This is a genomic window from Achromobacter sp. DMS1 (assembly GCF_001270295.1).
This window is the reverse complement of sequence record NZ_LHSJ01000161.1, coordinates 9,604-15,221: the sequence shown is the minus strand read 5'-3', so window position 1 is coordinate 15,221 and position 5,618 is coordinate 9,604. Positions and strand designations below refer to the sequence as shown.

The following is a 5,618-nucleotide window of genomic DNA, read 5'->3' as shown; positions in this document are numbered from 1 at the left end:
GCCAGCAGCCAGGGAGCGAGCGCCTGCGCCAGGCGGGCGGCATCGCGCAGCCCCAGGTTGAGGCCCTGGCCGGCCACCGGATGCAGGGTCTGGGCGGCATTGCCGATGGCGACGGTGCGTCCCTGCACCTGGGCGCGGCGCGCGCTCAGGGCCAGCGGAAACACATGGCGCGGCGCCAGGGCATGGAGCCGCCCGAGGCGGTCGCCGAAAGCCTCCGTGAGCGCCCGCGAAAACGCCGCGTCGTCCAGCCCGGCCAGCTCGGCGGCGCGCGCCGGCGCGCTGCACCAGACCACCGAACAGGCGTCGGCCTGCTGGGGATGCGGCAGCAGGGCCAGCGGTCCTTCGGGGGTGAAGCGTTCCCAGGCCCAACCCGGGCGGGGCAGGGCGGCGCGCACGGTGGCGAGCACCGCGTGCTGGCCGTATTCGCGCCTGACATCCGGCGCGCCCGCCCCGTCGGACTGCACGGCCACGCGGCAGCGCAGGCGCGAGTCGCCCTGGACGATTTCGATGCCGTCGGCATCCTGGACGTCGATGCGCGCCGGCGGGCCCGAAAGCACGGTCACGCCGCTGGCGGCCACGCGCGCTTCGAGGTGCGCGTGCAGGCCCGCATAGGGCACCACGCTGCCCAGCTGCGGCACGCCGAAATCGGCGGCCTGGATGAGGGTGCGGCCCAGGCGGCCGCGCTGGGACACATGGATGTGGCGGATATCCGCCGAGCGCTCGGGCCACGCATGCAGCGACTCCAGCAGCACGCGGCTGCCCTGGTTCATGGCCAGCACGCGCGGGTCCGCCGCCGCCGGCGGGACGGCCCGGCGCGGCGCCCTGGACGAGCGCGATGCGGGCCGGGTCCGGCGCTTCGCGCGCCAGCATCAGAGCCAGTACCCGGCCCACCGGGCCGGCGCCGAGAATCGCGATGTCGAAGGCGGACGTAGTCATGCGGCGGATTTTACCCGCCCCCTCCCGCCGCGCCTGCCACTACAATGGGTCCGCCCGGCGGGCCGCCCCCCTGCGGGCGCCATGGCACGGCGCCGCTGCGCCTCATTCCCGTTTCCACCGACATGACGACGTGACGACATGACGCAAGCTCAGGTTTCTTCATCGTTATCGGGCCCCGCCGCGCGCCGTCCGCGCGGCAAGGTGGCGGTCGGCCTCCTGGCCTGCTTTCTCGGCGGCCTGGGCGCGCACTGGTGGTACCTGGGCCGCCGCCACGCCTGGGCCGTGACCGCGTTCTCGGCGGTCTGCCTGTTCTGCGCCTTCCGCTTCTATCCGGTCTGGTACGACAACCCTGCCTTTTTCCTGGTTTTCGTTCCGGTGATCGATGGCTTTGTCGAAAGCGCGGTGTTTTCGCTCATGTCCGACGAGAAATTCGACCGCCTCTACAACCCGGGCCTGGACCGGCCGTCCCGCACCGGCTGGGGCCCGGTGCTGGTGGCCCTGCTGGCCTGCCTGATCGGGGCGACCGTCACCATGTTCGCGATCGCGATGGTGGTGGTGTACGTCTGGGTGGCCATGGGCTGGCTGGACGGGTACGTGCTCTGAGCCGCGCTTTTGCGGGCGGGCGTCACTCGCGCATCAGGGCCTCGATTTCGCCGGCATGCACGGGCACGCCGCGGGTGATGAGCTCGCAGCCCTCGTCGGTGACCAGCGCGTCGTCCTCGGTGCGGATGCCGATATTCCAGTACGCCTCGGGCACGTCGTCGGCCGCCCGCACGTAGATGCCGGGCTCGATCGTGACCATCATGCCGGTTTGCAGCGGGCGCCAGGGCCGGTCCGCGCCGGCGCCCGGCAGGCGGTAGTCGCCCGCGTCGTGCACGTCCAGGCCGAGCCAGTGCCCCGTGCGGTGCATGTAGAACCGGCTGTACTCGCCCGATTCGATGACGCCGTCCAGCGAGCCCCTGAGCAGTTTCAGGTCCAGCATGCCCTGGGCCAGCACGCGCACCGCCGCCTCGTGCGCCTCGTTGAAGCCGCGGCCGGGCGCGGTGGCCCGGACGGCCGCCTCCTGCGCCGCCACCGTCAGGTCGTACAGCGCCCGCTGCGGGCCGCTGTAGCGGCCGTTGACGGGGAAGGTCCGCGTGATGTCGCTGGCGTAGCTGTCCACCTCGCAGCCCGCGTCGATGAGCACTAGGTCGCCGTCGCGCATGACCGCGTCGCCCGCGGGGTAGTGCAGCACGCAGGCGTTGGCGCCGGCGGCCACGATGCTGTTGTAGGCCACCGACTGGGCGCCGTGGCGCCGGAATTCGTAAAGCAGCTCGGCCTCGAGTTCGTACTCGCGCATGCCGGGGCGGGCGGCGCGCATGGCGCGCGCATGGGCGCCCGCCGAGATCTTCGCCGCCTTGCGCATGGCCGCGATTTCGCTCGCGTCCTTGACCAGCCGCATTTCCGCCAGCATGGCCCGCAGGTCCGCCAGGCGCTCGGGCGGCTTGCGCCCGCCGCGCGCGGATTCGCGCGCCCGCGCCATCCAGCGCATCACTTGTCCGTCGGTGCGGCGGTCTTCGGCCAGCGGGCCGTACAGAACCGGCTGGTCGAGCAGCAGGGGCGGCACCACTTCGTCCAGCGCGTCCACCGGGTAGGCGTCGTCGAAGCCGAAATGCGCGGCCGCCGCCTCGGGACCGAAACGCCGGCCTTCCCAGATTTCGCGCTCGGCATGGCGCGGCCGGCAGAAGAGCAGCGCCCGGTCTTCGGCGCCGGCGACCAGCACCAGCCACGCCTGCGGTTCCGTGAATCCGGAGAGGTAGAAGAAGTCGCTGTCGTGCCGGTACGGATACTCCGCGTCGCGGTTGCGGAACGCTTCCGGCGCCGTTGGCAGGATGGCGATGCCGCCGCCCTCGGCGCGCATGCGCGCCATGAGCCGCTGGCGGCGCGAGACGAAGGGAGCGATGTCGGAGGGAGGCAGGCTCATGGGCGGGCACGCGGAAGGTGGCGGGAGACGCTACTACTTTACCCGTCATCGCCTCGCGGCAGGGCGGCCGCGGCCCGGGCCGGAGGCGCGGCGCAAACCTGGACACGCGCTTTCAAGCTGCTACAATCGCGCCTCTGTCATTGGGGAGTAGCCATCCTTTGCCCCCAAAGGAGTCCGCGTCAACAGACTTGGCGGTTCGGCCTTGCGCAGCAAGAGCCTGGATCCCATGGCGCGGACGGCATTCATGCAGGCGGCATGCCCGCGCATGGAGCAGCCCGGCGAGACCTTTGGCCGCATCGCGTTCACCCTGGCCGGGCGAGCCGCGATGTCGCGCCATGGGTATCTGCTCGTCCGGCTCGCCTATATGCTGCTCACGCTCTTCCTGTTTTTCCTGTCCGCCGCCGTCATCTATTTCGCCTGCGAGTTCTTCGTCAACGGCGTGGAATGGGTCGGCCACCGCTTCCAGCTGGGCGCCACCGCCACCGGCACCGTGCTGGCGGCCTTCGGCACCGCGCTGCCCGAAAGCGCAGTGACTTTCATGGCCGTGGTGTTCGGCACTTCCCCGGAGCAAAAAGACATCGGCGTGGGCGCCGCCATGGGCGGCCCGCTGGTGCTGGCGACCCTGGCCTACGCCGTGGTGGGGCTGGCCCTGTGGCGCCGCCGCAACGGGCAGGCGGCGGGCGTGCCCTGTATCAACGCGGACCAGCAGCGCCTGGCCCGCGATCAGGCATGGTTCATGGGCATTTTCGTGGCCAAGGTGGGCCTGGGGCTGCTGGCCTTTGCCTGGAAGCCGTGGCTGGGGCTGCTGTTCCTGGGCACCTACGCGCTCTACGTCAAGCGCGAGCTGAGCCGCGACGACGAATGCCTGGACTGCGAAGACCTCGAACCCCTCAAGCTGCGCCCGCGCGACGAAGACCCCAGCATGGGCTGGGCGGTGACCCAGACCGTGCTCGCCCTGCTCGTCATCGCAGGCGCCTCGCGGGTGTTCGTGAACCAGATCGAGCTGCTCGGCGTGGCCATGGGAGCCTCGCCGCACGTCGCGGCGCTGCTGCTGGCGCCCGTCGCCACCGAGCTGCCGGAAATCATGAACGCGCTCATCTGGGTGCGCCAGGGCAAGGAGCGGCTGGCGCTGGCCAATATTTCGGGCGCCATGATGATCCAGGCCACCATTCCCAGCGCCCTGGGCATTTTCCTGACCCCGTGGCTGCTGGACGGCCCGCTGCTGACGGCGGGTTTCGTCACCATGTTTTCCATCGGCATGCTGTGGCTGCGCTTCCGCCGCGCCGGCATGAGCGTGCCGGCCCTGTCGGCGGCCGGCGGCTTCTACGCGCTGTTCGCCGTCTACCTCGGGTGGCATTTCCACGCCTGAGCGGCGAGGCGCCGGCGATTGCGCGGGTTGTTCGGGCAAACCCTTGTCCGTACGGGCAAACCCGCGTAAAATTTATCCGTTTTCAATCCCAGGAGCAGTTTTCGTGAATACCGATTCCGGCGACAGTAGTCGATCTTGCATCGACATCGCTGCCTGACAGGATCCACGCAGAACGCCCTCTGCCGCATCCTGTCATGCAGGTTGCGGCGCATCCCACCCAAGCCAGGTCCGAATCGCGAGCTTCCGCTCGCCGGCCCCTGAGCGCAAGCCCCGCGGCTTGACGGGATACTCCCCAACGCCTTAACGCCAGAACCGCCGCTCGTTGCAGCGTCCGCGCCCGCTTGCGCGCCCCGTGCGCAAGCGCGGCCGTTGCGCGCGCGGATGACCGCGATTTCGCTTCCCGTTTTCGCAATGGAGGTCGCTATGCGTTTTTTTGATTTGTTCCTGCGCCGCGCCGGCGTGGACCGCCACGCCGCCCAAGGCCGCCGTCGCGGCACCTCTCGCCTGACCGTCGTCTGCCCGCGTGACGAAATCGGCGCGCTGCGCAAGCAGATCTGTCTCGATTTCAGCGCCGCGGGCCTCGACGTGGCCCGGGTACAGGTCGACACCGGCCGCGACACCGAGCTGGCCTCGGCCTGCATTACCGTGAACTGCCCGCCCGAGCTGCGCGGCGAACTGATGTCGCAGGCGCGCCGCCTCAGCGCCAATCCCGCCGTGCGCCACGTGCGCTTCGGGGCCGGCGCGGCGGCAGGCATGGCCGGCGGCGCGCGCACTGCGGCCTGAGCCCCGCGCTTTCGTTTTTTCTTCCTGGAGCGAAACCATGCCCAGTGCCTTAGACCCTGACCCTCGATTGCGCCCAGTGCGCGGTCCCGGCGTGGCTGTCTGACCCGTCTTCTCCTTGCGAGCCGACCGGCCGGATAGTCATCCCGGTCCGTACGGAATTCGCAGCCTGAGCATCCGGCTGGCCGCCCCGCGCGCCGGTCCCGGCATCTCTCCCCGCTCCCCCTTCCGTTTCCGCACCCGGCGCGACCTTGACGCGACCCGGACACCGGCTGCATTGCGCCGGCGCCTGCGCACGCCCGTACGCGACGGATCACCGGCCCCCGCACGAGGGCCGCGGCGGCGTTCGGCCCGCGCTCGCCCGCGCCTGGCCGTCAGTGTCTCCCAGAACACCAATGACAAGCGGAGCACTCCGATGTTCAAACACCTGAAATCCTTCTTTTCCGCCGCGGCCCGGCTGCGCCGCGGCGCCGGCCATTTCCGCCGCGCGCCCATCCTTGAGCGCAACGGCCACGGGGCCCATGTCGCCGCGGCCGCCCGGCGCGCCAACCGCCGGATGCTGGCGCTGGC

4 protein-coding genes, 1 pseudogene and 1 riboswitch are annotated in these 5,618 nt (G+C 70.8%); of the genes and pseudogenes, 3 read left to right on the top strand and 2 right to left on the bottom strand.

Going from position 1 to position 5,618, the window contains the following annotated elements:
* Positions 1 to 936: pseudogene (locus tag AD428_RS17430) on the bottom strand (FAD-dependent monooxygenase); the annotation flags it as partial.
* A 138-nt stretch (positions 937 to 1,074) separates the two neighbouring features.
* On the opposite strand from AD428_RS17430, the gene AD428_RS17425 reads away from it, so the two are divergent.
* The gene (locus AD428_RS17425) at positions 1,075 to 1,539 is read left to right on the top strand and encodes an NINE protein (RefSeq protein WP_053246014.1); all 465 of its coding nucleotides are present in this window, start codon (positions 1,075 to 1,077) and stop codon (positions 1,537 to 1,539) included.
* Between the two features lie 22 nt (positions 1,540 to 1,561).
* On the opposite strand, the gene AD428_RS17420 is transcribed toward AD428_RS17425, so the two are convergent.
* Positions 1,562 to 2,899, bottom strand: coding sequence for an aminopeptidase P N-terminal domain-containing protein (locus tag AD428_RS17420; RefSeq protein WP_053246013.1), 1,338 nt, complete (start codon positions 2,897 to 2,899; stop codon positions 1,562 to 1,564).
* A gap of 130 nt (positions 2,900 to 3,029) precedes the next feature.
* A riboswitch (yybP-ykoY riboswitch) is annotated at positions 3,030 to 3,160 on the top strand.
* Positions 3,161 to 3,263: 103 nt separating this feature from the next.
* On the opposite strand from AD428_RS17420, the gene AD428_RS17415 reads away from it, so the two are divergent.
* Both AD428_RS17415 and AD428_RS17410 read left to right on the top strand, forming a co-directional pair.
* Positions 3,264 to 4,268, top strand: a complete 1,005-nt coding sequence (locus tag AD428_RS17415; protein ID WP_053246015.1) for a sodium:calcium antiporter — start codon at positions 3,264 to 3,266, stop codon at positions 4,266 to 4,268.
* Positions 4,269 to 4,691: 423 nt separating this feature from the next.
* Positions 4,692 to 5,051 (top strand): hypothetical protein, encoded by a 360-nt coding sequence (locus AD428_RS17410; protein ID WP_053246012.1) that lies wholly within the window; start codon positions 4,692 to 4,694, stop codon positions 5,049 to 5,051.
* Positions 5,052 to 5,618 lie beyond the last annotated feature (567 nt).